At 59.6% G+C, this 23,379-nt stretch carries 20 protein-coding genes, 1 tRNA gene and 1 pseudogene; 18 read left to right on the top strand and 4 right to left on the bottom strand.

The window, feature by feature from the left end:
* The coding region (locus BS626_RS16915) for an autotransporter outer membrane beta-barrel domain-containing protein (RefSeq protein ID WP_139308857.1) at window positions 1–5,876 on the top strand (5,876 nt) is incomplete at its 5' end.
* 162 nt (window positions 5,877–6,038) lie between these two features.
* Here the strand turns inward: BS626_RS16915 and wzz(fepE) are convergent.
* Window positions 6,039–7,175, bottom strand: a complete 1,137-nt coding sequence (wzz(fepE), locus tag BS626_RS16910) for an LPS O-antigen length regulator Wzz(fepE) (RefSeq protein ID WP_075183554.1) — start codon at window positions 7,173–7,175, stop codon at window positions 6,039–6,041.
* A 316-nt stretch (window positions 7,176–7,491) separates the two neighbouring features.
* On the opposite strand from wzz(fepE), the gene BS626_RS16905 reads away from it, so the two are divergent.
* The 10 genes and pseudogenes from BS626_RS16905 (at window position 7,492) to BS626_RS18455 (ending at window position 16,057) form a co-directional block, all read left to right on the top strand.
* On the top strand, window positions 7,492–7,920 hold the full coding sequence (locus tag BS626_RS16905; RefSeq protein ID WP_075183553.1) for a MarR family winged helix-turn-helix transcriptional regulator: 429 nt from the start codon (window positions 7,492–7,494) through the stop codon (window positions 7,918–7,920).
* Window positions 7,921–7,924: 4 nt separating this feature from the next.
* Window positions 7,925–9,616, top strand: coding sequence for an MFS transporter (locus BS626_RS16900; protein ID WP_075183552.1), 1,692 nt, complete (start codon window positions 7,925–7,927; stop codon window positions 9,614–9,616).
* Window positions 9,613–10,707: an HlyD family secretion protein gene (locus BS626_RS16895; protein ID WP_075183551.1), complete on the top strand. Its 1,095-nt coding sequence runs from the start codon at window positions 9,613–9,615 to the stop codon at window positions 10,705–10,707. The genes BS626_RS16900 and BS626_RS16895 overlap by 4 nt, the downstream gene beginning before the upstream one ends.
* Complete coding sequence (locus tag BS626_RS16890; RefSeq protein WP_240494328.1) at window positions 10,704–12,086, top strand: efflux transporter outer membrane subunit; 1,383 nt, start codon at window positions 10,704–10,706, stop codon at window positions 12,084–12,086. Before BS626_RS16895 ends, BS626_RS16890 begins: the two co-directional genes overlap by 4 nt.
* A 73-nt stretch (window positions 12,087–12,159) precedes the next feature.
* Complete coding sequence (locus BS626_RS16885) at window positions 12,160–12,708, top strand: phosphonate C-P lyase system protein PhnH (protein WP_075183550.1); 549 nt, start codon at window positions 12,160–12,162, stop codon at window positions 12,706–12,708.
* Window positions 12,709–12,887: 179 nt separating this feature from the next.
* Window positions 12,888–13,367: an Rrf2 family transcriptional regulator gene (locus BS626_RS16880; RefSeq protein WP_075183549.1), complete on the top strand. Its 480-nt coding sequence runs from the start codon at window positions 12,888–12,890 to the stop codon at window positions 13,365–13,367.
* Window positions 13,368–13,705: 338 nt separating this feature from the next.
* Entirely contained in the window at window positions 13,706–14,062 is a 357-nt protein-coding gene (locus tag BS626_RS16875; RefSeq protein ID WP_075183548.1) for a helix-turn-helix domain-containing protein, read from the top strand.
* A 262-nt stretch (window positions 14,063–14,324) separates the two neighbouring features.
* Complete coding sequence (locus tag BS626_RS16870; RefSeq protein ID WP_075183547.1) at window positions 14,325–15,101, top strand: histidine phosphatase family protein; 777 nt, start codon at window positions 14,325–14,327, stop codon at window positions 15,099–15,101.
* A gap of 225 nt (window positions 15,102–15,326) precedes the next feature.
* A pseudogene (locus BS626_RS19105) lies at window positions 15,327–15,461 on the top strand (IS1 family transposase); the annotation flags it as partial.
* Between the two features lie 215 nt (window positions 15,462–15,676).
* The gene (locus BS626_RS18455; RefSeq protein WP_139308855.1) at window positions 15,677–16,057 is read left to right on the top strand and encodes a hypothetical protein; all 381 of its coding nucleotides are present in this window, start codon (window positions 15,677–15,679) and stop codon (window positions 16,055–16,057) included.
* 312 nt (window positions 16,058–16,369) lie between these two features.
* Here BS626_RS18455 and BS626_RS16855 read toward each other — a convergent pair.
* The 3 genes from BS626_RS16855 to BS626_RS16845 all read right to left on the bottom strand — a co-directional run bounded on the left by BS626_RS16855 (window position 16,370) and on the right by BS626_RS16845 (window position 18,109).
* Window positions 16,370–16,445 (bottom strand) — tRNA-Asn (locus BS626_RS16855).
* 102 nt (window positions 16,446–16,547) lie between these two features.
* Window positions 16,548–17,333, bottom strand: a complete 786-nt coding sequence (gene mtfA, locus BS626_RS16850; protein ID WP_075183546.1) for a DgsA anti-repressor MtfA — start codon at window positions 17,331–17,333, stop codon at window positions 16,548–16,550.
* Between the two features lie 104 nt (window positions 17,334–17,437).
* Window positions 17,438–18,109 carry a hypothetical protein gene (locus tag BS626_RS16845; RefSeq protein WP_075183545.1) on the bottom strand — a complete coding sequence of 224 codons (672 nt, stop codon included), beginning with the start codon at window positions 18,107–18,109 and terminating at the stop codon, window positions 17,438–17,440.
* Window positions 18,110–18,365: 256 nt separating this feature from the next.
* On the opposite strand from BS626_RS16845, the gene BS626_RS16840 reads away from it, so the two are divergent.
* The 7 genes from BS626_RS16840 to BS626_RS19005 all read left to right on the top strand — a co-directional run bounded on the left by BS626_RS16840 (window position 18,366) and on the right by BS626_RS19005 (window position 23,258).
* Entirely contained in the window at window positions 18,366–19,070 is a 705-nt protein-coding gene (locus BS626_RS16840) for a phosphohydrolase (RefSeq protein ID WP_075183544.1), read from the top strand.
* 73 nt (window positions 19,071–19,143) lie between these two features.
* Window positions 19,144–19,386, top strand: a complete 243-nt coding sequence (locus BS626_RS16835) for a hypothetical protein (protein WP_075183543.1) — start codon at window positions 19,144–19,146, stop codon at window positions 19,384–19,386.
* 147 nt (window positions 19,387–19,533) lie between these two features.
* Window positions 19,534–20,961, top strand: a complete 1,428-nt coding sequence (locus BS626_RS16830) for a DNA cytosine methyltransferase (RefSeq protein WP_075183542.1) — start codon at window positions 19,534–19,536, stop codon at window positions 20,959–20,961.
* Window positions 20,962–20,993: 32 nt separating this feature from the next.
* Window positions 20,994–21,464, top strand: a complete 471-nt coding sequence (locus BS626_RS16825; protein WP_075183541.1) for a very short patch repair endonuclease — start codon at window positions 20,994–20,996, stop codon at window positions 21,462–21,464.
* Window positions 21,465–21,887: 423 nt separating this feature from the next.
* Window positions 21,888–22,157 (top strand): hypothetical protein, encoded by a 270-nt coding sequence (locus BS626_RS16820; RefSeq protein WP_075183540.1) that lies wholly within the window; start codon window positions 21,888–21,890, stop codon window positions 22,155–22,157.
* A 17-nt stretch (window positions 22,158–22,174) separates the two neighbouring features.
* The gene (locus BS626_RS16815; RefSeq protein ID WP_075183539.1) at window positions 22,175–23,086 is read left to right on the top strand and encodes a DUF808 family protein; all 912 of its coding nucleotides are present in this window, start codon (window positions 22,175–22,177) and stop codon (window positions 23,084–23,086) included.
* 40 nt (window positions 23,087–23,126) lie between these two features.
* Complete coding sequence (locus tag BS626_RS19005) at window positions 23,127–23,258, top strand: hypothetical protein (protein WP_256374865.1); 132 nt, start codon at window positions 23,127–23,129, stop codon at window positions 23,256–23,258.
* Window positions 23,259–23,379 lie beyond the last annotated feature (121 nt).

Raw genomic sequence — 23,379 nt, 5'->3', positions numbered from 1 at the left:
CGCTGAACGCCGCCGGCGGGACGCTGACGCTGAGCAATGCGGAAAATAACTACACCGGCGCGACGTCAATTGACGCCGGCACGGTGGTGGCGGGCAGCGACAGCGCGCTGGGGAACACCGCGCAGCTGACCACGGCGGCGGGCGCGGCGTTTAACCTCAGCGGCCGGGCCCAGACGCTGGGGGCGCTGACCAACAACGGCGCGGTGACCCTCGGCGAGAACGGCGCGCTGACCAGCGGCGCGCTGGCCAATGGCGGCACGGTGGACATCGGCGGCGGCGCGCTGACGCTGACGGACGGCGGCAGTTCGACGGCGGCCGGCGGCCTGACCGGCGACGGGCGGCTGGTGCTGACGGGCGGCGARCTGCTGCTGTYGCAGGCCAACGCGGGCCTGTCGGGCAGCGCGGCGGTCGGTAAGGGGGCGAGCCTGACCCTGAGCGGTGCGGGCGCGCTGGGCGCGGCGGCGGTGGACGTGGCGGACGGCGGGACGCTGAACCTGCAGGCGGCGCAGACGTTGGGCAACGCGCTGAGCGGCGCGGGGACCGTCAACACCGACGCGGCGGTGACGCTGAGCGGCAGCAACGGCGGGTTCAGCGGGGCGCACGCGGTGGGCGCGGACGGCGCGCTGACGGTAGCGTCCCCGGCGAGCCTGGGCGGCGACGGTGCGACGGTGAACCTGAGCGCGGACGGCGCGCGGCTGGAGCTGAGCGCGCTGAGCGGGGCGATAAACAACGCGCTGTCGGGGACGRCGGGGAGCACGGTGAGCCTGACGGGCGGGAGCCTGGCGTCGGTGGGCGGAAATAACGCGGGCTTCCTGGGCGCCTGGGCGGTGGAGGCGGGCAGCGTGCTGCGCGCGCAGGGCGCGGACAATCTGGGAGGGCAGTCCGGCGTGACGCTGGGCGGGCCGGACAGCGCGCTGAGCCTGGCGGGCTGGCGCGGCGCGTTTGGCAACCGGGTAGCCGGGAGCGGTCAGCTGCGGCTGAGCGACGGGTCGGCGGTGACGCTGAGCGGCACGGAGGGGCTGGGGTCGGAGGTTGGGGTGAATGTAGGCGCGGACAGCGCGCTGACGCTGGCGGGGCTGAGCGGCTTTAACCAGGCGCTGACCGGCGGCGGGGCGCTGAACGTGAGTGCCGGCAATCAGGCCTTCAATTTTGGTTCAAATACCGGCGATGCCTTTGTCGGTCAGGTTACGCTGACCGATACACTGTTCGCTCTGAATGCGGACAACCTCAGTGCGCTGACCAATGCAACGCTGCAGCTGAATCAGGGCAGCGTAACCCAGGTCGGTAGCACGGATAGCACGCTGAATAATCTGAACGTTAGCGGCGGTAAGCTGGTATTTGAGGTTGATGCACCGCAGTCAAAAGCGAATGGCATTGTTAACGTTGACCCGCTGACGTTAAACGGCGGAGAGATTGCGGTAAACGGTAACGCGGAGTGGGAAAATGTCGGCGTGCCGGCAGCACCCGGGGTTTCGATCCTCGATCAGGATCGAGGCGATGTGCTGATGACCCTGGTGAATGCTAAGCAAGTCAGCGGTAACGTTAATGATATGCGGCTCAGTATTAACGGCACACCTGTGAGTGCCGATGAGCAGACGGTCTCTACTGCCATCACGCAGGGCGATGAGATTGTTGCTAATGCCACATACAGTTACGGCTTAACCACCAATAAAGGTAACGACAACGGACTGTACGTCAAATACGGGCTGACAGCGCTGACGTTAATGTCGGACGGCGCGAACGCGCTGCTGCTGGAGAGCGGCGATGCTGCATCCAATCACACGCTAAACGCGTCATTATCGGGTGATGGTGGTTTGAACATTGACGCATCACGTGGGGCTATCACGATCGCGAATGGTCATAACCGTTATACAGGCAGCACGACGGTCACCGGGGGAGAGTTGCTGTTGGGCGCTAACGGCGCATTGGGTCAAACATCGACACTGAACATTAATGAGGGAGCAACTACGCGTCTGAATGGCTTTAAACAGACTATCGGTGAGCTGAACAACAGCGGTAGCGTGTCGCTGGATAGCGGTGAGCTGATCATCAACAGTGGTGGTCGAATCCGCGCCGAAGACGGACTGAAAGGCGAAGGTACGCTCACCATCGTCGGTGGCGAGCTTTCCGTATCGGGTACTAATGACAATTTGAGCGGTAATATCGCCATCACCGACGGCGCTGCCATTTCACTGAGCGATAGCGGCAGTCTCGGTAGCAGCAATATTGACGTGGAGGGAGCACTGAATCTGAACGTCGATGGGTTGATGCTGCAAAATGCACTGGCCGGTGCCGGGCGCGTGAACGTCAATGCGGCGACAACGCTGGCGGGCAACAGCACATTTACCGGTGTGCATCACGTCAGTGATGAGGCTTCCTTAACCATTCGTCAGGCCAGTAATCTGGGGGCCGATGCCGCCAGCGTGTCTCTGGATGGCAGCGCGGCCGCGTTGGTTATGCGTGGCGTGAATGGCGCGATTAACCACGCGCTGACAGGCGTTCGGGACAGTGTTGTTGCCCTGAGAGATCGGGCCAGCGTGCAATTAACCGCTAAAAACGACGGCTTCGCCGGACAGTATGATCTGAGTGGAAGCAGTACGTTGCGGGTCGGTTCGCAGAGTCAGTTGGGTAAAGACGCACGCGTGTCACTGGCGGGAGCGCTTGATACGCTTATCCTGTCAGGCTATCAGGGAACATTGACTAATGATGTCGTTGGCAATGGTCGTCTGAGCCTTGCCAACAAGGCGGCGGCCACTCTGGCTGCTGACTACCGGGTGGATAAGACAATCAGCGTCAGCATCAGCGATCAAAGCGCACTAACGCTTGCTGGACTGCAGGGCTTCAATCATGCGCTGACGGGCAATGGCACGCTGAACGTAGAGTCAGGCGGCGATGCATTCACATTCGGTGATAATACCGGTTCGGCATTTGCCGGTAAGGTCAATTTGCTCGATACCGGGATGACATTAAACGACGAAAATGCCGCGGCCCTCAGCCTGGCAAATTTGACGCTGTCCAAAAATAGCGAGCTGAATGTTGCTGACGGCGTACAGAACATCGCCGGGCTGACGATGAACGGCGGCACCATTAAGTTTAACAATATCATTGACCAGTCCGGTGAGTTTGTGTCTTCGGGCACCGTTGAGACAAATCGCATTGACGTTACCGGCGGTGGCACCGTACAGATCAATCTGCCGACCAATGTTACGCCAGGGATCGAGGGGAAAACCCTGTCAGAGCTTGATGAAGGGCTGGTTCTGATTGATTTGGTTCACGGCAGCGCGACGGGAACTGGCCAGGAGTTAACCCTGACGGATAGCAACGGCCAGTTAATTACTCAGCCTGTTCAGTCTGCGTTATCTAACGAAGGCGCCAGTGCGCCATCGGCCATGGGCCTGTTTGATTACGGCCTGACGACGGGTAATGGTCAGGACGGCCTGTATGTGAATTACGGGCTCAAGGCGATCAATCTGCTGGCTCGGGGGGAGGATGCGCTGAACTTACAGGCGACAGAATCCCTTAACGGTCAACCGTCAAACGGCCTGTCGGCAAAAATATCCGGCAGTGGCGATCTGGCGATTGCCGGACTGACTGATGGCGCAATATTCGCTTTGGCCAACGCGAATAATGACTACACTGGCGCAACCTGGGTCAGTAAAGGAGGATTACGGCTGGAGGCCAGTCACGCGCTTGGACAGACCTCGGCGCTGGAAATGTCTGCCGGTACGCTAGTCGATATCAATGCAACACGCCAGACCGTAGGTCAGCTTAATACGCAGGCCGCTAGCCGCTTTAATCTTAACGGGGGTAACGTTACGATCGTAAACGGCGGACAACTTGAGGGTGATCTGGCCGGTAGCGGTCAGCTTAATCTCTCAGCGGGGACGCTCAAGGTTAGCCAGGCGAACAGCGCGTTTACCGCGAGCACGGCGATTAGCCGCGCCGCCAGTGTGCTTCTGAATCAGGCCTCCGGACTGGGTAGCGGAAATATCGCGAATCAGGGGACGCTAATCCTGAACGGTGCCCGGGGCCTGTTTGCTAATAGTCTGAGTGGAACGGGGGACGTGCAGTTGCAAAATAAGGCGGCGATTGAGCTGAGTGGTATGAACAGCCAGTATTCCGGCGTATTTTCTCTGGCTGAAAACACGTCACTGACTGCCCGCCGGGCCGGGCAGTTGGGGGGCGCTGAGGTGAAAAACAATGGCCAGTTAATTCTGGATGTTACCAGTGACTGGGACTTCAACAATCAGCTGAGCGGCAGTGGTGATTTGATCAAGCAGGGCAGTGGAACGCTGACGTTTGCCGACAATGCGGTAACGGTGGGGAATACCCTGATTAAAAATGGTCTCATTCAGCTGGGCGCCGGAACGGTAAAAACTACCGCTTCGCAAACCTCTGTCTCCGGTGACAGCAAGCTCACCGCCCGGAATATCTCCGCGCCGGTCGTCCTGACCAGCCATGTCACCATAGAAAAAGCGGGGGCACTCGGTGGATTTGGCGTAGTGAATGGCAATATCGATAACGCCGGGCGAGTGATTATGCCGCATGCGCTAACGGGAGATCGCTACGCTGATTTAACGATCCAGGGTAATTACGTTGGTCAGCAGGGTAGCCGGGTGTTGTTCGATACGGTCCTTGCCGGCGATGACAGTGAAACGGATCGTCTGGTTATTAAAGGGGACGCCAGCGGTGCCAGCAGCATCAAGGTGAACAATATTGGCGGCCGCGGCGCTTACACGAGTAATGGTATCAAGATCGTGGATATCGCAGGCAAGTCGGAGGCCAATTTCACCCTTGACGGGCGCGTGGTCGCGGGTGCGTATGAGTACAAACTTTATCAGGGAAGCGTAATTAATCCGGCCGACGGCGACTGGTATTTGCGGACAGATAATCCGGATCGGCCGGAGGCGGGAAGTTACATTGCCAACCTGGCGGCGGCGAATACGCTGTTTAATACCAGTCTCGAGAATCGTTCCGGTGAGACCGGGTATACCGACGCCATCACCGGTGAGAAAAAAACCACCTCGATGTGGCTACGCAGCACCGGCAGCCATAATCGCTCTCGTGATGCCGGCGGCAGTTTTAAAACGCAGGATAATCGTTTTGTGATGCAGCTGGGGGGAGATGTGCTCCGCTTTAGCCGCAGCGAAAGCGATCTGTGGCGTCTGGGGCTGATGGCCGGCTATGCCAACAGCAGCAATCACACCGTAACCTCGGCTTCTGGCAGCCGTTCAAAAGGGTCGGCGCACGGCTATAGCATCGGGACTTATGGTACCTGGTTTGCCGATGAGCAGGCGCATACCGGGGCATACGTGGATACCTGGCTTCAATACAGCTGGTTTAAAAACGAAGTGAATGGTGAAGGCCTGGCGTCAGAAAAATACGATGCCAAAGGCTTTACAGCCTCGCTGGAGAGTGGCTATACCTTCTCTGTGGGTGCAAGCCAGGATTATCACTTCTATCTCCAGCCTAAAGCACAGGCAATCTGGATGGGGGTAAAAGCAGATGACCACCGGGAAGCCTCAAATACGCTGATTTCAGGTCAGGGCGAGGGCAATCTGCAAACCCGTCTGGGGCTGAAAGCATTTATGATTCAGCCCTCCCAGACCTTAGATCCGCACTCGCAGGTATTTAAACCTTACGTGGAAGCCACATGGATTCACAATAGCAAAGACTTTGCGGTGAAAATGTCGCATGAAACGACCGGTAGCCATACCTTCAAACAGGGTGGTACTGGTAACGTGGCTGAACTGAAACTGGGTGTGGAGGGAGATCTCTCTGACCAGTTGAATATGTGGGGTAACGTTGGCCAGCAGGTGGGAGGGAAAGGCTACAGCGATACGACCGTGACTTTTGGCGTGAAGTATCATTTTTAACCGCAATGAGTTTCTGACGGCTACAATGGCGGGGATCACCCCGCCATTTTTTTTGCTGAAATACCCGACCCATCCCGGTAGGCAAGATTCCGCCCGTTAATTTGCGTGGGGAGCTGAGTCAATAAACACGCATCCGCAAGTGCGTGTTTATCTGTGCTCGATTCAGGCGTCGGCGTCGGGGCGTCGGCGGCGATCGCTGACCAGCGCGTTCATCAGAATCACACCGCTGGCGCCCAGCAGGCCCGCCAGACCAAACAGCACGGCAATCAGCGCGCGCTTGGGTTTGTCTTTTTTCACTGGCTGGTAGGGCTCGCGCAGATATTTAAACGGCTCCACATCCATTTTGTCGATTTTCAGCGCGTTCAGCTTTTCAAGGTACAGCTTACGATTTTGTAAATCGGCGTTCAGCAGATTGACATCGGCAATGGATTTCTCAATTTCCAGCTTGCGCTGTAAACCGTCAGCCCCCAGCGTGACCGAGAAGTCCGGATCGTCGGCAATCACCGTACCGTTTGACCACGACGGCTTTTTCAGGCCGGCAGAGTTGGCAATCTGTAACGCATAGCCAAGGCGCTGCAGCTTGACGTCGCGCGCATTCTCCGCCCGCTGGCGATCGAGATTATACTGACCGGTAGCGCGGTTTTTCACCTGGTCGATCTGATAGGTAACTTTCTGCTGCAGCTCTTTCTCCACCACTTCGGTGACATAATTAATATAGCCCTGCAGCAGATCTCTGGCTGCGGTCGGGGTCTCCGCGCTGTACTTCAGCTCGTAGTAGCGATACTCCTTAACGTCCGCCCCTTTATCCTGCGTCGAACTGTGCGACATAATATTGCCGTCAAGAATCGAATCAATAAGTCGATAGCGCTGGGCGTCATCCAGATGCTTATCCTGCACCAGGTCTTTAAAATAGGTGGTATTGACCAGATATTTCTCACGCAGGTCGCGCGAGTCAAAATAGCGCATAAAGTCGGACAGCAGCGTGTCCGGGGTAATATCCACCTTAATATCCAGCACCGCGAGTTCTGTCAGCGTCTGCTCAATGCTGCGCATCTGCTGTGACTCCGGAGCAACCAGCACGGCGGCGCTGGTCCAGCGCTGCGGCAGCAGCATGCTAACGGCAACGCCCAGCGCCAGCGCGCCGGCGGTGGCCGCAATCAGCGTTTTTTTACGGCGCAGCAGCAGGGCGACAATTTCCAGCAGGTCGAGTTCGTCACGCTGTTCGGGAAATAGGGGCAGATTCTGCGGGTGGGGGCGGTTGGCTGTTGAAAAGCGCTCATCCTGAGTAAAGCTACTCATTTCAAGTCCTGTTAAGCAAAAACGGCGTGACGCCAGTGCACATTAGTAGAGAAAATACACGACGCGACGGATGTCAGAAAGTGTAAAGATATCATCATGAATGCTCATAAATTGCAATAAAAATCAGAACTATCTGGATTTCAGGGGGCGGCGCCCGGTAGCGATACATTCCGTCGAGGGCGGGCGGCACGGCCGTTCAGGAAAAAACGCGCGGTGACGTTGCGAGAGGCCGCGGCGGCGATGCAATCCGGACGGCGATACGCTATGCTTGCGGAAGATTTAGTTAGATATCTAAGAATAAGGCGTAAGTTTTACTATGCATCCTGAAACCCCGTTTTCCCACTTGCTGCACTTGACGGCCCATGCCTGGCGGCAGGCGATTGCCCGTCGGTTAAAAGAGACCGGACTGGGTATGAGTAGCTGGCTGGCCGTGTCCACGCTCGCCGCCAGCGACGCGCCGCTGACGCAGAAAGCGCTGGCGGAGCGGCTGGGTCTGGAAGGGCCCAGCGTCGTTTCGCTGGTGAACCGGCTGGTCAGCCAGGGCTGGCTGCAGCGCGTGCAGCCGGCCGAGGATCGGCGCAAGCGGTTACTGGTGGTGACGCCGGCCGGAATGGCGCTCTGGCAGCGCGTCAAATGCGAAGCGGACGATCTGCGCGGTGAATGGTTGGGCAACATCGATCGGCACGAACTGGCGGTGACGCACCGGGTGCTGGTACAGCTGCTTGAGCGCGCCGAGGCGCTGTAATTCGATGCCACGCCGCAAAACGAGTCCCTATGTCCCCCGCGACTGGCAGCCGCATGAAAAACCGATGCTGCCTGGCTCGCCCTCCACGCCCCTGCATCCGGGGCATAAACGTATTGCCTTTGGCCTGATCGGCCTGCTGATCTCCCTGACGGGCGCGCTGAGTAATGCGCTGGTCACCGCTAACCTGAGCAATTTGCAAGGAACCTTTGGGGCCTGGTCAACCGAAATAGCCTGGTTACCGGCGGTCTACGTGATGGGCAATATCTCCATCAACCTGCTGCTGGTGAAATTTCGCCAGCAGTTCGGGCTGCGTATTTTTACCGAAGCGTTTCTGGTGCTGTATGTGCTGGTGGCCTTTTTCCACTTATTGGTGAATGACCTGAGCTCGGCGATTATCGTGCGCGCCGCGCACGGCATGGTCGGCGCGGCGCTTAGCTCGCTGGGCATTTACTATCAAATTCAGGCCTGGCCGGCCAGGCACCGGCTTAAGGCGCTGACTATCGGCATCAGCGCCTCGCAGCTGGCGATCCCGCTGGCGCGGCTCTTTTCGACCGAGCTGCTGGCGGTGGACGAATGGCGCGGGCTGTATCTGTTTGAGCTGGGGCTGGCCATGGTGGCACTCGGCGGCGTGCTGGTACTGAAGCTGCCGCCGGGCGATCGCAGCAAAGTGTTTGAAAAAATGGATTTTGTTACCTTTATGCTGCTGGCGCCGGGTATGGCGCTGCTCTGCGGCGTATTGTCGTTGGGGCGCCTTGAGTGGTGGACCAGTACGCCCTGGCTGGGCTACTGCCTGGCGCTGGCGCTGGTGCTGATTGTCACCGCCATCGTGGTGGAGCACAATCGCCTTAATCCGCTGATCAATACCCGCTGGCTCAGCAACGGGGCCATATTGCGTCTCGGGCTGGTGATGATTCTGCTGCGTATTCTGCTGGCGGAACAGAACACCGGTGCGATCGGGTATTTGCAGCAAATTGGCCTGCTGAACGATCAGCTTCAGGGGCTGGCTCTGGCGATCCTCGCCGGTGTCGTTTGTGGCATCGTGGCCTGTGCGCTGACCATCAACCCGAAACACCTGAACTGGCCAATTGTCGTGTCGCTGATCATCATGCTGGTCGCCTCGCTCATGGATGCGCAGTCGTCGCCGCTGACCCGTCCGCAAAATATGTACCTGAGCCAGTTTTTACTTGGCTTTAGCAGCGCTTTTTTTCTGGCCCCGGCGATGCTGCTGGGGATTGGCGGGGTGGTCACCCAGCCGCAAAACCTGGTCAGCTTTGTCGTGCTGTTTGGCATGAGTCAGAATTTGGGGGGGCTGCTGGGAGCCGCCCTGCTGGGCACGTTTCAGACCTGGCGAGAAAAGTACCACTCCAGTCTGCTGGGCGATCAGCTGTCGCAGCTGAATCCCTGGGTGACCGAGCGCCTGAACCAATACCGCGGCCTGTTTAGCGGACAGATAACCGATTCGGCGCTGCTGAATGCGCAGGCGACGGCGCAATTGCACAGCGTGGCCACGCTGCAGGCTAACGTGCTCGCCTGGAACGATGTCTATTATTTGACGGCTTCTCTCGCTTTCGTGACGCTGCTTTGGGTCCTATGGCGACTAAGTCGTTTACGTTACTTGAAATGGCGGGAAGCGCCGCAGAGCGCAGAGTCTCTGCCCGCTACCCCAGAAAAACCGGCGACGACGGAGAACGCATGAGTCAGCAGGAACATACCCCTAACGCAGAGCGCGAGCGTAATAATAAACTGCGAATTCTCTCCATCGCCGTTGGGGCGGGCATTGCCGTGCTTGGCGTGCTGATCATTCTTTACGCCTGGCAGATCTGGCCGTTTACCCGCCAGTTACAGTCTACCGACAACGCCTACGTGCGTGGCCAGGTGACGTTTATCAGCCCGCAGGTAAGCGGCTATATCACCGCCGTGGAGGTCACGGATTATCAACCGGTGCGCAAAGGGCAATCGCTGATGACCATTGACGATCGCATTTACCGGCAGCGGGTCGAACAGGCGGAAGCACAATTGGCAATGAAAGAAGCCGCGCTGGCCAACAACGCGCAGCAGCAAAACAGCGCCGCAGCGATTATCACCCGCAATCAGGCCGCGCTGGAAAACGCGCAGGCCCAGGCGCGCAAAAGTACGCTGGATTTAACCCGCGTGGAGAACCTGGCGGCAGACGGATCGCTGTCGGTGCGGGAGCGCGACGCGGCCCGCGCCAGCGATGCGCAGGCGCGGGCCGCGGTGGCGCAGGCCAAAGCCACCCTTGCGGTGTCGAAACAGGATTTGCAGACGGCGCGGGTTAATCGGGCGTCTTTGCAGGCCGATGTCGCCAATGCGCAGGCGGCGTTAACGCTGGCCAGCCTCGATTTAGCCAATACCCGGATTGTGGCGCCGCAGGACGGCCAGCTGGGACAGATCGCCGTGCGGCAGGGCGCCTGGGTGAATGCCGGTACGCGGCTGACGTCACTCGTCCCGGCTGAAAACTGGATTGTGGCGAATTTTAAGGAGACTCAGATGGCGCATATTCGACCCGGAATGCCGGTCACCTTCACCGTCGATGCGCTGGACAATGCCCGCTTTCACGGCGAGGTAGCGTTCATTTCTCCCGCGGCCGGTTCCGAATTCAGCGCAATTTCACCCGACAACGCCACCGGCAATTTCGTCAAAGTCGCCCAGCGCATACCGGTACGCATCAGCATCAGTCCGCAAACGCAGCGGCGGCTGCGTCCGGGCATGTCGGTGGTAGTCAATATCGATACGGCGTCTGCTCCTGCGCAGGAGCCGCGGTCGTGATCCCTGTATTGCGACGCGCGGCGCTGCTGCTGCCGCTGCTGCTCAGCGCCTGCGCCACCGAGGTGGCGCAGGCGCCCGCATCGCTGCTGATTCCCGATGCCTGGCGGCAGCAGGTGGGACCACAGTCGCCGGTGGAAGCCGAGTGGTGGCGGGCCTTCCACGATCCACACCTGAACCGACTGGTCAGTCAGGCGCTGCGCCGCAACGATGACGTGCTGATCGCCCGGGCGCGGGTCGACGAATACCGCGCCCGACTGCGGGCGGCGCGGGGCGCCAATGTTCCGCAAGTCGACGCCGGTATTAATGTCAGCCGCACGCGCGCGCTGTCGGCGATCACTGGCTTACCCGGTGAGCGGGATCTGTTTCAGGGCGTGCTACAGGCCGACTATGACGTGGATCTGTGGGGAGCCCGGCGCAATACCGTCTCCGCGGCCGGCGCGAGTCTGGCAGCACAGCGCGCCGCGGCGGACGCCGCGTCGCTCACCGTTGCCAGTTCGGTTGCGGCTGGCTATTTTAGCCTGCTGTCGCTGGATGCGCAGCTGCGCGTCACGCGCGACACTCTGCAGGTGCGTGAGCAGTCGCTACGGCTCGCCAGGCGGCAGTATGAGGCGGGCTACAGTTCACGACTGGAGTGGATGCAGGCCGCGTCGGAGTTGCAGACCGCCAGGGCGCAGATCCCGCCGCTGCAGCAGCAAATTGCCCGACAGGAGAATGCCCTTAGCCTGCTTACCGGGATGAATCCCCGACAGATTGGCCGCGCGGACGAGTTTGCGGTGGTGACGCCGCACACCCTGCCGGCGCTGCTGCCGTCCTCACTGCTGCAGCGCCGGCCGGATATTGCTCAGGCTGAGCGCTTGCTGTTAGCGGCGGACGCCAGCCTTGCCGCCTCGCGGGCGCGACTGCTGCCATCACTCACATTAACCGCGTCGGGCACCCTGCAGGGCAGCACGCTCAACCAGTTACTCAGCGACCCGTTCCGCCTGTGGAGCATCGGCGGTAGCGTGCTGGCGCCGCTGCTTAATCGCGAAGCCCTGACTGCGCAGGTCGATGTTGATCAGGCGTTGCGCAATCAGGCGCTATATGGCTACGAGCAGGTGGTACGTCAGGCATTTAGCGAAGTGAACAACGATCTGGAGGCGATTGCGCGCGGCCGTGAGCAGGTGGCGGAGCTGGATACGCAGCAGCGGATTGCCGCCGAAACGCTGCGAATCGCGCGCAATCGCTATCAGAACGGCTACAGCGCCTATCTGGACGAGCTGGATGCGCAGCGGACCCTATTTAGCGCACAGCTCAGCCTGGTGCAGGCAAAGAGTAACCTGCTACTGGCGCAGGTGGATCTCTATCGCGCGCTCGGCGGCGGCTGGCAGCCGCCGCGCTGAGCGCTGTCATCCTGCTGTCATGCCTGCTGGGCATAGTGGCGTAGACACCGCTTGCCGACAGAGAGGATTACCCATGATGCCATGCCGGTCCCCGATTGCCACGCCGCGCCATTCGCGCGCTACCGGTTGTCATTTGCGCAACGCCAGCGGCAAGCCCGGCGCCATCGTCTGGGTGGCATCGGTGGCCGCGTCGCCGGGCAATCCGGTGGGTATGATCACCGCGCTGACGGAGCTGCTGCAGCCGGACACGCCGGTGTGGATTGATCCGACACTGCCGCTGGCGGCGCGCTACGCCGGCCAGTGTGCGTCACTGGGCGCGCGCCCGGTGGCCTTGACGGAGGCGCGCGTGGCGATCCTCAGCCCGGCGTCGGTCAGTACGCTATCTGATCTGGTCGCGCGTGCGATCACCGTCGTGATGGAAGTGCCGGCCCTGACCGGTGGCCTGACGCTGCGCCTGCGCGATGCCAGCGGGGGGGCGGTGCGCGATATCACGCCGCAGCTGCCGCCGGCGCTGCTGAGCTGGCTGCGTGCCGATCCGGCTCCGCGGCAGCTTGACTGGATCCTGACCAGCGGTGACGCGCTGCTGTCGCTGCCGCCGCGGGTTGGCCTGCAGGTTTGCTAGCCGCGGCGCTGAAACACACGAACGGTTAACTGATTTTGCTGCCCAGAGCACAGCACGCCTGGCGCCTTTCTTCAAAATCATCGGCTGATTTGTTATATTACCTCGGCATTTCCGGGGATACTGGGTATATCCGTGATTCCCGGACAGGCCCTTTTTCGTTTTGTGTATCAGGAATTACGATGATTGATTATCGCTTCCCCACTGCTTTGCAAATTGTGTTAGGCGTTGCATCGGCGGAGCAGGCGGGCAAACGCGCCACCAGCGCGATGCTGGCTGAAAGTCTGGATGCTAACCCCAGCTTTGTGCGTAAGCTGATGGTCCCGCTGACCCGCGACGGCATCATCGTGTCGACGCTGGGGCGAAACGGCTCCATTCATCTTGGACGTGCCGCCGGTGAGATAACCTTGCGCGATATCTACAGTTCAGTTATCGAGGACAAACCGCTGTGGGCAGCCCGTCCGGAGTCGGAGGGGCGCTGTCTGGTGAGCGCAAACGCCTGCTGGTATTTTAAATCCATCGTCTGCGAAGCCGAACAGGCCTCGCTCGACGTGCTGGCGCGCCACACGCTGGCCGATGCCCTGCGCGACATTGAGCGTAAAGACTGCCGCCCGCGCCATCCGGCCTGCGATAGCGAAACCCTTGCCGGCCACAACGACTGATCGTTGCCGTCCGGCAGACGGGCGGCGTCAACCTTTTTGATTTTGTTATTCAGATTTTTTGACCCTCTACTGGCTATCAACCCCCTGCCTTTTTGTCGCAATCTGCAACACGTTTCTCAGCGCCTTGATTTTGCGTATTTTTTAGCATGACTTTTTTCTTTTACCGGCAGTGGATCTGAAATTCCTTTCTGGCCAGTGGATTAGCCGACCACCGGCGGGCGAAATAAATGTACTCATAAAACTTGCATTATAGTCGGGGTTCCTCTAGGATTTTCTGTATCTTAAAAAGTTGCTTTTAATGTTCCCCTCGCGGGAGCTCACAGGAACAGGAAAAAGCCATGAGTCATACCGATTTTATTGAAGATCTGATTGCCTGGATTGATAACAATCTCGAAGGAAAACTGGATTTAGATACCGTCGCCCGGCGTGCCGGTTACTCCAAGTGGTATCTACAGCGGATGTTTAAACACCACACCGGTATTTCACTGGGTGAATATATCCGCAACGCCCGATTAAAAGATGCCGCCACCCGTCTGGCTAACAGCCAGGCGCCCATCATGGACGTGGCGATGTCGCTGGGCTTTGATTCGCAGCAGTCGTTTAATCGCAGCTTTAAGCGTCAGTTTGGTGAATCTCCCGGGGCATGGCGGCGCCATGTTTCTCAGGGGCACAGCGGTGCCGCTGGCCATCTCTGATCCCCAGCCGACCACCGGTCGGCTTTTTTGTGCTTTTTTTCATCCTAAGGCGACGCAGCAGCGTGGAAACTGTCGCAATGGTCCTAATCATCAGGGCAAGTAGTACTTCAAACACCGCTTCTGGCCAGTGCATAGCTGATGCCCCGTAAATTCGCGACATGAACGTCTACTCTGCTGCGATGGGGCCTTTTGTGATCCGCATCGGTATCGTCCCTTATCATCTGCAATACCCTCGCCTTTTAACCATCAGAAAGGGAAAGTGATGAAATCATGGCGAGTAGCAATCGTGTTGATGGGAGGGCTGTGCGGCGGTGCACAAGCGCATCCGCAGGGGGGGCCGCGGGGGGACGTTGAGATTCTGTGGGTACGTCACGATGAAACTGTATTCAATCACTATGATCGCGTCCAGGGCTGGTCGGATACGCCGCTCACGCCGGCGGGAGAGGCGGTGGCCCACGCCGTGGGCGTGGGAGCTGGCGACATCAGGATTGACCGCTACTACAGCGGCGATCTCGGACGCCAGCGAGAAACCCTGGCGGCAATCATGCGGGCGCAGGGGATAAACGCGCCGCCGGTGGTCTGGCCGGCCCTGCGCGAGGTGTTTTTTGGCAACTTTGAGGGACTGCCCAATGAGACGATGAACGCGGCGGTAGGGCGGCAGCTGGGGCTGGGTGACGGGCAGCAGGTGGCGCGCCTGCGGCAGCAGGGGAAGGTATCGCTGGTGGAATTCGTCGACGCTGTCCATCGTGCCGATCCGCGCGGAGAAGCGGAAACGGCGCAGCAGGTGCGCGATCGGCTGCAGCAGGCGCTGGAAAACATGGTCAATGAGGCGCTGCAGCACGGCAGGCAGCGTCTGCTGGTGGTCTCTTCCGGGCTGGCCATTGGCGTCATGATAGCCGATATGACCGACAATCCGCGGCGAAACGCACCGCTGGGCAACGGTGCGCTGGTGCGTATTCGTTACCATGACGGTCACTATCAGGTGCTGGAGGTAGGGGACCTGCACTACGCGCGGGCAGGCGGTCGTGCAGGGCAGTAAAGGCACATCCGGCGGATGATACATCGGTCCGCTCAGGTTTCCCTGAGTGGATCGGGTACAACAGGGCTTGTGCGGGCATCGCTTAAATCGACTCCCTGCCGCGGTGGCGCCCCCTTCTTCGCCTGCCGTCGGCCTGTGACGTGGCGCTGGGGATAACGAAAGGATGGCCGCGGGAGACATCACGCCTGACGGGAAGCCGCTCGTTATCAGCAAGCGGTAGCGCAGCGAATCGGGCGGCGTGAGTGTAACCTTAAGTCGCATCTGGTCAGCTGGGCAGGACGTTGCTGTCGTTTCTCAACCTGGGTATTACTGCATAACAACGTCACCGGGCATTATCTCAACATACATCATTGGCGATAAATTGGCGTCACTGTTCCTGCACGCGACCACCGATGATTTGCGCTGGGCGCGCATGGCAAACGGCGGCAAAAAATAGCTTTCCGAACGCTGTCAGGCCACTAAAGAAACAGTGAAATCATCAATGCCCTCGCCAGCATACGCCATCAATGTACCGGTCCGGTTCCGTCGCCGGACGATACACCTCGCTTTTAAGCCAGATGACCCGGCGGTTAGTATTGCATCCATTTATTCCTGAAAATGGCAAGGACAAGGGCAGGAAGCGTCAATACCACAATCAACTGGCTCCGCAACGGCTGGCAACCGGGGATCAATATCTGACTACGGCGGAACAACTGGACAGAATGAATAAAGCGAGAGCGCTCATCGCTAATCAGCAGGCGGATTGCCGCCAGCATCCCGTTAATGCCCTATACCGTATTCTCGTGCAGGGCCGTCTCACCAGGGCGGGTGGAAGAGGGCGGATTGCCTGTAGCGGAAATCAAATTGAACGGTCAGACGGCAGAAAGGTTAACGTTGCGCTGGTTGGTGAAGGCGGTGTTTACCCTGATGGAAGAACGGCTAAAATTTTAACGGATGCGGATAAGTTAGTGAGGTAAACGGCCGTGGCGTAGCGCTGGTCAACAGGCGTCTGGATAACGGAGATAAGATTATCAGCACGCTGTGCGCCAGCCCGATGATTGTTGGTCATGAAGGAGAAGACATACCGGAGGATTTCCTGTCATCTGGTGAGGTGGCGTAATGGGGGAAATCGATCTGACGGTTATGGGCGGAGAACCGCACTGGAGGGAGATAAAACAACCACGGGTGCGGAATCTCAATGCCCAATGATTCTGAACGTGGACGGAGGGAGAGCGCGTTGGGGATAAAACAAAAAACCAGACGTCAGCAGACGTCTGGTTTCTTTAAATTGGCTCCTCTGACTGGACTCGAACCAGTGACATACGGATTAACAGTCCGCCGTTCTACCGACTGAACTACAGAGGAATCGCGTTGCGATGGAGCGCATATTAGCGAGAGCCGATCCCGGTGTCAACGCTAAAAATCACATTAGCTTTCAACTGGCTGCGTTTGCAGCAATGCGTTGCATTACTGCACAGCCGGTGAGGCGGCGAGGGCTCCCTCGTTCAGCCGCGCCAGCGGCGACTGCTGATAGAACCGGCTGAAGTACGCATAGAGTGCGGGAAAGCGCCCGTGCAGCAGATCGGGGGCACTGAAAAAATACTCCGACAGCACCGCAAAACATTCGGCCGGATCGGTTGCGGCGTAGGGATCGAGGCTGGCGGCGGATTCACCGACCAGATCAACCTCCTCCTGGATAGCCGCCATCGCCGCCAGCAGCGCCTGCTCCCAGCCGGCAATCTCGCGCAGTGGAATCGGCGGAACACCGTTAGCCGTCCCGCCGCCGCGGGCATCCAGCTTGTGCGCCACTTCATGGATCACCAGATTAAAGCCGGAAAGATCAAACGAGTCCTGAATATCCAGCCAGTTGAGAACGACGGGGCCTTGCTGCCAGCTCTGGCCCGACTGTACGTTACGGTCGCGATGCACCAGCCCGTCTTCATCTTCCCACTCATCCTCAACGACGAAGGGCGCCGGGTAGATCAGTACCTCGTAAAAACCGTCCAGCCACTCCAGGCCCAGCTTCAGTACCGGCAGGCAAAACAGCAGCGCAATCCGCCCGCGGGCGAGGGCGTCCAGCCTGACTCCTTGCAGACAAACCAGCCGCTTCTGCTGCAAAAAGCGGCTTGCCAGCTGCACCAGCTGCTGCTGCTCTTCCGCCGTAAGCGAAGAAAACAGCGGCACCGCCAGCGCCTCCGCCCAGGGAAGCGTCTGCTCAACGTTGTCACGGGATTGCCACGGCCATTTAAACATTACAGCGCGATTCCTCTTCAGTGATATCTGCTTTGTCAGCGGACCCGAGCTTAGCGTAACGGCCGCTTGTTGTCTGCGATCGGCGCCGCACTGGCGCACCGGGATTATGCCGCAGCAGGCAGGATATGAAAGTCGATCACCCACACCCAGGGATTCACATTCCAGCTATTGGGACCGTAATGCTTCTCCCAGTACTGTTTGTACCGCGTTCTGGCGGACGGCGCGCTGCCGGGCTCGGCAAAAAACTGGTTAAGGAAATGGTGACCCGGCCCGATCCCTTCGGCGACAACGTCGGCCTCACTGATATCGTGTAACCGCTCGACGCGCACGGCGTCAATCTGCAGATGCAGTCGGCTGGCCCAGCGGGGCATGTGCACTGCCGTCTGCCAGCCGGCGGCGTCCCTGTCGGTCTCGGCCGCGATCGCGCTGCCGCGATCGGCCAGGTATTGGCACCAGCGCGCCTGCCTGAATGTGTCCGGCGCCCTGGCGTACTCCTCCAGCCTCTCCGGCGGGACAACCGGGCCGCGCCAGGTTTCGCGTACCCACAGTCGGTCGCCTGGCTGACCGAACGGGCAGTGGCGGTTAACGTCTTCCATCCCCAGCGCATAAAACCCCTGCTGATGATGACTGGTGACGTCAAAGCCGTAGCAGCCCTCATGATTATCCTGCCCGCGGGAAAAGGCAAAGGACTTCATGATCCTGCGCGTTTGGGTCTGTTGACCGCTGAGCAGGGCGGCTACCCGCTGAGTCGAGAACAGTATTGGGCGCTCTTTCATCGCGTTACCTCATCAAAACGGCACCGCCGGCATGACCGGCTATGCTTGAATCCTACCACTCACTTCAGTTATAGCGTAGCCACTGACTGAGACGGAACTTTTACTTATGCTTGACGCTGTGGTGCGCTGGCGCTTTATTGTCGGCAGCGCCGCGCCATTCGTTAGCCATTAACGGTGTAACCCGCTACCCGAGAGGGAGAACCCGCCGGCGGCTGGCCTGATGCCCCGACCGGATGGAGATAAAAAGGAGGTGCCGATGTCGCTCACGTTCTGGCAGAACCGCTTTGAAAAGTGGTTACAGGAGGCCTGGCCGCAGGCGGATAAGGCTCATGATGTGGCTCACCTGGCGCGGGTATGGCAAACCGCGCAGCACATCATGCAGCACACCGAGGCTAATGCGCTGCTGGTGCTGGCGGGGTGTTACTTTCATGATGTGGTTAATCTGCCCAAAGATCATCCCCAGCGTCACCTCGCGTCCCGCCTCAGCGCCGAGGAAACCCGGCGGATACTGCAGCAGGTGTTCCCCGATTTCCCCCCGGAACTGCGTGAACCGGTGGCCCATGCGGTACACGCGCACAGTTTCAGCGCCGCCGTGCCGCCCCTGACCCCCGAAGCGAAGATCGTGCAGGATGCCGATCGCCTTGAATCGCTGGGGGCGATTGGGCTGGCGCGGGTCTTTTATGTGTCAGGAGCGCTTGGCCAGGCGCTGTTTCACCCCCAGGATCCGCTGGGGCACCAGCGCGAGCTGGACGACAGCCGTTGGGCGCTCGATCATTTCCAGACCAAGCTGCTGCGCCTGCCGGATACCATGCAGACGGAGGAGGGACGGCGGCTGGCCCAGCATAACGCGGATTTTCTGGTCACCTTTATGGCAAAGCTCAGTGCGGAGTTGAAAGGGGATTTTTTTGCCGTGGATGAGGCGGTACTCAGCGCCTTTTCATCCCGCCGGCTGGCATATTAAATTTTTGTGACATATAGATTAATGGGTAACGGTTTCGCTAACGTAATGACATCATTCTCAGGAGAAAAATAGCATGACAGGTAATGTAAACCTCACCCTGAAAGTGAGTCCGGAGTTAAAAGAGATGCTGAAAGCGCTCGCGCTGGAAAATAACACATCCGTCAGCCAGGAGGTGGTTAAGCGGCTGGAGCAGAGCCTGCAGGCGCCGGCGCATGACGTAGATAGTCAGGCGGTTGAAGAAGAGGACGTTACGCCACTGAGCGCGGCGGAGCTGCGGCAAATTCGCAGCCTGCTGAAGAAAAAGAAGAAAAAATAGCAAAACGGGGGGAGCTAAGCCCCCGCTGTGCTCCTCTCGTGCGGCGGTTGGATTGCGTCTGACGCCGCGCTCGATTATCCTGGTAGCCATTTTAAGCCGGCCCGTGACGCGCTGCATCACGCTGCCCCAGGACCTTACAGTGAGCGCATGAAAACCCCAAACTCCTCCGATTCCGGCCAGCCCCGGGAGTCCTCGCTGACGGCCGATCGTCAGTTAGTTCGTCAACTGTTCAGCATTTACGATGCGAAAACGCTGGCGGCAGCGCTCAGTGCCGTCGGTCATCAGCCGTGGCGGCCGGAGGGACTGAAACGCTGGCTAACCGCCCGCCGCGCGCAGCCGCTGATGGCCGCCGAGCTTGAGCGACTGCGGGCATTACTGCCGGTGCCGCCGGCGCATCACCCTAATTACGCTTTTCGCTTTATTGACCTGTTCGCCGGTATTGGCGGGATCCGCAGCGGCTTTGAGGCGATTGGCGGCGAGTGCATCTTTACCAGCGAGTGGAATAACCAGGCGGTGCGTACCTACAAGGCTAACTGGTATTGCGATTCCGAACGGCACCGCTTTAACAGCGATATCCGCGAGATAACCCTGAGCAACCGGTCGGATATCGACGAAGCGCAGGCGCGGGCGCACATTGCGGCGCACATCCCTGAGCACCACGTGCTGCTGGCGGGGTTTCCATGCCAGCCCTTTTCGCTGGCCGGCGTGTCGAAGAAAAATGCGCTCGGACGGGCTCACGGCTTTGCCTGCGAGGCGCAGGGCACGCTGTTTTTCGATGTGGCGCGGATCATCGCGGCCAGGCGCCCGGCGATTTTTGTGCTGGAGAACGTGAAAAATCTCAAAAGCCATGACGGCGGCAACACGTTCCGCATCATCATGGCCACGCTGGACGAGCTGGGCTACGACGTCGCGGATGCCGATGCCCAGGGCAGCCCCGATCCAAAAATTATTGATGGCAAACACTTTCTGCCGCAGCACCGCGAACGTATCGTGCTGGTAGGCATGCGGCGCGATCTGGCGCTGCCGCCCTTCAGCCTGCGCGCGCTGCCGACGCACTATCCACCGCAGCGCCTGCCGCTGCGGGCGCTGCTGGATGCGTCAGTGGAGGAGAAATACATTCTCACTCCGGTGCTCTGGAAGTATCTTTATCAGTACGCGAAAAAGCATCAGGCGCGCGGTAACGGTTTCGGTTTTGGGCTGGTGGATCCGGCGCATGTCGACGGGGTGGTGCGCACCCTGTCGGCGCGCTACTACAAAGACGGCTCCGAAATTTTGATCGATCGCGGCTGGGATCGCGCCCTGGGCGAGGCGGATTTCGACCATCCGGACAATCAGGCTCGCCGCCCGCGCCGGCTGACGCCGCGCGAATGTGCGCGACTGATGGGCTTTGAACAGCCCGGTGAGCAGCGTTGGCGCATTCCGGTCTCCGATACCCAGGCCTATCGTCAGTTTGGTAATTCGGTGGTGGTGCCCGCGTTTGCCGCCGTCGCCCGCCTGCTGCGCCCGTGGATTGCCGAAGCCGTCGCACGGCAGGCGGAATTTACTTTGCCGCCGCGTCCGGCAGGAGTAGGCTAAGTCAGGCTCTCACTGCTGAAGAGGGAAGCGGCATGGCTGACGTTCACTCCCGGAATGTGCGCAGCAAAAATATGCGTGCGATCCGCACCCGCGACACGGCAATTGAATCACACCTCGCCCAACTGCTGCGGCAGGGGGGCTTTGACTATCGCTCACAGGATAAGATGCTGGCGGGGCGGCCCGACTTTATCCTTGACGACTACCGGGTGATCATCTTTGTTCACGGCTGTTTCTGGCATCGTCACCACTGCCATCTGTTTAAGGTACCGGAAACCCGCACCGCGTTCTGGATGGGGAAAATCAACAGTAATGTGCTGCGCGATGAGCGCCACATCGCCACCCTGACGGCAGCGGGCTGGCGGGTCCTGCTGGTTTGGGAGTGCGCGCTGCGCGGTAAGACCCGGCTCTCTGATGCCGCGCTGACCCCGCGCCTTGAAGAGTGGATCTGCGCCGGCAGCGGCAATGCGGAAATTGATGGCCAGGGGATTCAGGCGCGAACCTAGCCGCCCCCGGAGCGGCGTCGGCCGGCTGACGTGCTGCCAGCGTAAGCGACTCACCGACCGGGGGCTTATCCTGCATGCCAGGCGGCGGGCGCGGCGGCCTTTCCTTCGGAACCCCTCGCTGGCACCGACACAGCGCTGGCCGCGCTTCGGGCGTCCCACGGCGGTATCGCCCGGCGGCCGCCGCGAACGGCTTCACTCCGCGGCCGTGGCGGCAGAAGATAATGGCGCCAGGCGTGGCACGGTGACCGTGCATATTAGCGCAACATTATCCATACTCTACAGCGGAACCGGGCGTACTGATGAGTCATCATCCACGCGCAGCCAGTGCTGGGTAAGCGGCGATCCGGGCGGCTGGAGGGAGGTCTCCCGTCATGGCGCGCCGTCAGCAGGCTGGCGCGCTACTCTTTTTTCACAGGTGACGCGATGGCACGCATAAAATTAACGGTTCGTCGGCTCTGGAAGCTGGACGGCGGACGCATGGTGCGCACGTGCGCAACGGCGCAAATCTACCTCGGCGATACGCTGATCGCCAGCGAAAACATTGAAGGCATGACCGAGAGTCCGGTGAGTAAAATTGTGCACCATCCCGGCCCGCTCGAGGGGCCGCTGCGGGTCGAATGGCAGAGCGACGGGGTCGCCGATATGGTAGTGCATGATATGCAGGGCTGTACCTGCTGTCAGGATGAACATTAACGCAAGGATAAACGATTTTGGCTGGAACAAGTTTACTCACGCTGCTGGACGATATTGCTACGCTGCTGGACGATATTTCGGTGATGGGCAAAGTCGCCGCCAAAAAAACCGCCGGGGTGCTCGGTGATGATCTTTCGCTGAATGCGCAGCAGGTCAGCGGCGTGCGCGCCAATCGCGAACTGCCGGTTGTCTGGGGCGTGGCGAAGGGATCGTTTATCAATAAGCTGATTCTGGTACCGCTGGCGCTGCTGATCAGCGCGTTGGCGCCCTGGCTGGTGACGCCGCTGCTGATGATCGGTGGCGCTTACCTGTGCTACGAAGGCGCGGAAAAGGTGCTGCACAGCCTGCAGCGGGACCCGCAGTCGACGTCGCCAGAAGCGCGCGAAGCGCGGCTGGCGCAGGCCGGACAGCAGGAGGCGCGCGAGTATGAAAAACAAAAAATTAAGGGGGCGATTCGGACGGATTTTATCCTGTCGGCGGAGATCATTGCCATCACTCTCGGCGTGGTGGCCGAAGCCCCGCGGCTCAATCAGGTGCTGATCCTGTCGGGCATTGCCATCCTGGTCACGATCGGGGTCTACGGCATCGTGGCGGGCATTGTAAAAATCGACGATCTTGGCCTGTGGTTGACCCGGCGCGGGGCAGCACTGAACCGCTGGATCGGGCGCGGCCTGCTGGCGGCGGCTCCGTGGCTGATGAAGGTGCTGTCGGTGGTCGGCACACTGGCCATGTTTCTGGTGGGGGGCGGCATCATCGTTCACGGTCTGGCGCCGCTGCATCACTGGCTGGCGGAATTCAGCGGAGCGCTACAGGGAGTATTCGCCACTATCGTCAGTAACGTCGCTAACCTGATTGTCGGTCTCATCTGTGGATCCATCGTGCTGCTGGTGGTAAATATGATTGCAAAACTGCGGGGAAAATCGGTATAACGCAGCCTGATTGGCCACGAAGTAATTGACGGGAGTCCCGATGAAAGACGATATTTTTGAATTCGACATTGATGCTGAGCTGGAGCAGGCGCAAGCCAGAGCGGCTGAAAAAGCGGACGAAGTGCCGGCTGACGTCGGCGATGAGGCGGACTGCGAAGGCTGCAAAATTTAAGTGGCAGTCAGGGGAAGACCAGCGTCTTTCCCTTTTTTTACCCCAGGCCGCGGTAAGTTAAACCGATAATCCCTACCTCACGCGCCAGTCAGGCGCTGGAGCGCGTAACAAGAATCGCGCA

The organism is Pantoea sp. 1.19, from assembly GCF_001922585.1.
GTDB lineage: Bacteria > Pseudomonadota > Gammaproteobacteria > Enterobacterales > Enterobacteriaceae > 1-19.
Note: the sequence above shows the minus strand (reverse complement) of the source record. Positions and strands in the feature narration are given on the sequence as shown.

Excerpts from the sequence above, each read along its gene's own strand:
- BS626_RS16905 (WP_075183553.1), top strand. The coding sequence starts at position 7,492 with ATGCATCCTGAAACCCCGTTTTCCCACTTGCTGCACTTGACGGCCCAT.
- BS626_RS16900 (WP_075183552.1), top strand. The coding sequence starts at position 7,925 with ATGCCACGCCGCAAAACGAGTCCCTATGTCCCCCGCGACTGGCAGCCG.
- BS626_RS16895 (WP_075183551.1), top strand. The coding sequence starts at position 9,613 with ATGAGTCAGCAGGAACATACCCCTAACGCAGAGCGCGAGCGTAATAAT.
- BS626_RS16885 (WP_075183550.1), top strand. The coding sequence starts at position 12,160 with ATGATGCCATGCCGGTCCCCGATTGCCACGCCGCGCCATTCGCGCGCT.
- BS626_RS16880 (WP_075183549.1), top strand. The coding sequence starts at position 12,888 with ATGATTGATTATCGCTTCCCCACTGCTTTGCAAATTGTGTTAGGCGTT.
- BS626_RS16875 (WP_075183548.1), top strand. The coding sequence starts at position 13,706 with ATGAGTCATACCGATTTTATTGAAGATCTGATTGCCTGGATTGATAAC.
- BS626_RS16870 (WP_075183547.1), top strand. The coding sequence starts at position 14,325 with ATGAAATCATGGCGAGTAGCAATCGTGTTGATGGGAGGGCTGTGCGGC.
- mtfA (WP_075183546.1), bottom strand. The coding sequence starts at position 17,333 with ATGTTTAAATGGCCGTGGCAATCCCGTGACAACGTTGAGCAGACGCTT.
- BS626_RS16845 (WP_075183545.1), bottom strand. The coding sequence starts at position 18,109 with ATGAAAGAGCGCCCAATACTGTTCTCGACTCAGCGGGTAGCCGCCCTG.
- BS626_RS16840 (WP_075183544.1), top strand. The coding sequence starts at position 18,366 with ATGTCGCTCACGTTCTGGCAGAACCGCTTTGAAAAGTGGTTACAGGAG.
- BS626_RS16835 (WP_075183543.1), top strand. The coding sequence starts at position 19,144 with ATGACAGGTAATGTAAACCTCACCCTGAAAGTGAGTCCGGAGTTAAAA.
- BS626_RS16830 (WP_075183542.1), top strand. The coding sequence starts at position 19,534 with ATGAAAACCCCAAACTCCTCCGATTCCGGCCAGCCCCGGGAGTCCTCG.
- BS626_RS16825 (WP_075183541.1), top strand. The coding sequence starts at position 20,994 with ATGGCTGACGTTCACTCCCGGAATGTGCGCAGCAAAAATATGCGTGCG.
- BS626_RS16820 (WP_075183540.1), top strand. The coding sequence starts at position 21,888 with ATGGCACGCATAAAATTAACGGTTCGTCGGCTCTGGAAGCTGGACGGC.
- BS626_RS19005 (WP_256374865.1), top strand. The coding sequence starts at position 23,127 with ATGAAAGACGATATTTTTGAATTCGACATTGATGCTGAGCTGGAGCAG.